We start from the raw sequence: 2,524 nt of genomic DNA, 5'->3' as shown, positions 1-2,524 counted from the left end.
CTGCGCCGGACCATGAATCGTGTCGTTCAGAGCCGGGGTTGGCGTGATTGAGAGCCACCTGAAAAGCTCCTTCCACCATGTGAGGGCCACGTGGTGGAAGGAGTACCGGTAATGGTACGGAAGATCAAGGCGAAACTCGTCTTGCAGTTACGAAACCAAGGCTTGTCGGGCCGGGCAATAGCGTCGGCGCAGGGCATCGCTCGCAATAGCGTCCAGGCAGTGCTCGATGAGGCGGATCGCCTCGGCCTCGGCTGGGATGACGTCGAGGAGATGCCGGAGGCCGAGGTGTATGCGGCGTTGTTTCCCGGCCGCGGAGTGCACGAGTCCGTGTTCGCCCAGCCGGATTGGGTAAGGGTCCACACCGAGCTGGCCCGGGTCGGGGTGACGTTGAAGCTGTTGCACCAGGAATACGTCGATACGTCAGGCCGAGCTGGCCAGGCGACGATGAGTTATGACCGGTTCTGCCGGCTCTATGGCGACTACACGGCGGTCTCCGGGGCGACGTCGCGGGTCGGTCACAAGGCTGGCCGCAGCATCGAGGTCGACTGGTCCGGACCCACGATGCAGCTGCTAGATCCGACCACGGGCGAGATCTCGAAGGTGTATTTGTTCGTCGCGTGCCTGCCGTTCAGCCGGTATGCGTTCGTGGAAGCGACCCTGGACATGAAGCAGGAGTCCTGGTTGCGCGCCCACACCTCGATGTTCTCCTTTTTCGGTGGCAGCGTCCCACGCCTGGTGCCCGACAACCTCAAGACCGGGGTCATTTCCCACCCACGTGAGGGCGAGGTTGTCCTCAACGACGCTTACCGGGAGATGGCCGCGCACTACTCGGCTGCCGTTCTGCCGGGCAGAGTGCGGGCGCCAAAAGACAAGCCCAGCGTTGAGAATACGGTCTCCCATGTTGCGACCTGGGTCATCGCGGGCCTGCGGCACGAGACGTTCACGTCGTTGACGCAGTTGCGGGGGCGGATCCGGGAACAGATCGATGCTTATAACCGGAAGCCGTTCCAGAAGCGCGACGGGTCCCGGTTGAGCGTGTTCACGACGGAGGAGAAACCGTTGATGCAACCGCTGCCCGCGGCAGCGTTCGAGATCAGCATCTGGTCCTACAAGCGGAAGGTGAACAAGAACGCCCATGTGGTCTGGGCTCGGAACTTCTACTCCGTTCCCTTCAGTCACATCGGCGCCCAGGTGGATCTTCGCGTCACCGACACGATGCTGGAGGTCTATCGAAACGATGAGCGCCTGACCAGCCATCTGCTGCTGCCGAAGAGCACGGTCAATCAGTATCAGACCAACGACGCCGACCTGCCCGAGGGGCGCAGTTGGCAGGCCTGGGACCGCGCTCGAATCGACGACTGGGCAGTCCGGATGGGACCGGCGACAGCGACCGTGGTCGGCAAGATCTTCCAGTCCGCCACCATTGAGGAGGCCGGCTACGACCCCGCCTTGGCGGTGCTGCGGTTGTCTCGCCGTTTTTCTCCAGCGCGGGTGGAGGCGGCCTGCGCGATGGCGTTACGCGGGCCGATCCGCTCTCCGCGGTATGCGCACCTGCGGCCGATCCTCGATACGGGACAGGACAAAACTGGGCACGTCCCCGACGAGCCCGCGGCCGATGACGGTGGCTACGTTCGTGGCAGCGCCTACTACGCCGGCGGCACCCGATGAGCCGCCTGGATGGGGAGACCAAACGCAAGCTCCGCGAGATGAACGCCGGCGAGCTGCTCGAGGCGATCGATACCCAGGACGAGATGCTCAGCATCGGCCTGCCGTTCGAGGACCGGGTCCGGTTAGCCGTCGATGACGCCTATTCGACCTTCACGCACTCCAAAGTGGCAGGTCTGATCCGGCGGGCCGGGCTGCGATACCCAAATGCTGACCTGCGCCGCATCGACCTGCTCGACGAGCGCAGCCTGAACCGGCCGTTGTTGGCCCAGCTCGGCACCTGTTCCTTCGTTGCCCGGCAGCAGAACGTCGTCTTTCAGGGGTTCACCGGGTCGGGGAAGTCGTATTTGGGCTGCGCGATCGCTAAACGCGCCTGCGAGCACCGCATCCGCGCCCACTACGTCCGCATGCCCGACCTCGAGGAAGCCTGGGTCGCCGCCCAAGACAGCCCCGGCGGGGCCGGGAAGTTCCTCCGCAAATACGCCGCGTTCACGCTGCTTGTCGTTGACGAGTGGTTGCTGGACCGGCCCACGGAATCGATGCGCGGCATGCTGCTGGAGTTGATGGAGCGCCGCTACGGCGAGACCTCGACCGTGTTCTGCACCCAGTACTCGCAAAAGGACTGGCACCAGCGGTTGGGCTCGGGAGTCCATGCCGACGCGATCATGGACCGGATCATCCACAACACGATCTGGGTCGAGACAGGCACCTACAACATGCGCGAGCACACTGCGCTGGCCAGCGCCTAACGCTGGACAGAGAGCCGGTGGCTCCCAGACACACCGCCACTGGCTCTCTTCCGCACGATCGCTGGCTCTGAACGGCACGATCGGGTGGCTCTCAAAGCCTCAAATACTCA

General features: G+C 64.0%; 2 protein-coding genes. Both read left to right on the top strand.

All coding sequences use genetic code 11. From position 1 onward, the window contains the following. The first annotated feature begins 111 nt into the window (after positions 1-111). Positions 112-1,668 carry an IS21 family transposase gene (istA, locus tag RCH12_RS18420; protein WP_327017873.1) on the top strand — a complete coding sequence of 519 codons (1,557 nt, stop codon included), beginning with the start codon at positions 112-114 and terminating at the stop codon, positions 1,666-1,668. After that, positions 1,665-2,414 (top strand): ATP-binding protein, encoded by a 750-nt coding sequence (locus RCH12_RS18415; RefSeq protein WP_327017872.1) that lies wholly within the window; start codon positions 1,665-1,667, stop codon positions 2,412-2,414. Before istA ends, RCH12_RS18415 begins: the two co-directional genes overlap by 4 nt. Positions 2,415-2,524: the final 110 nt, after the last annotated feature.

It is taken from the genome of Cryobacterium sp. MP_3.1, assembly GCF_035984795.1.
GTDB lineage: Bacteria > Actinomycetota > Actinomycetes > Actinomycetales > Microbacteriaceae > Cryobacterium > Cryobacterium zongtaii.
Note: the sequence above shows the minus strand (reverse complement) of the source record. Positions and strands in the feature narration are given on the sequence as shown.

Bases quoted from the DNA above. Each gene is read 5' to 3' on its own strand.
- istA (WP_327017873.1), top strand. From the start codon at position 112: ATGGTACGGAAGATCAAGGCGAAACTCGTCTTGCAGTTACGAAACCAA.
- RCH12_RS18415 (WP_327017872.1), top strand. From the start codon at position 1,665: ATGAGCCGCCTGGATGGGGAGACCAAACGCAAGCTCCGCGAGATGAAC.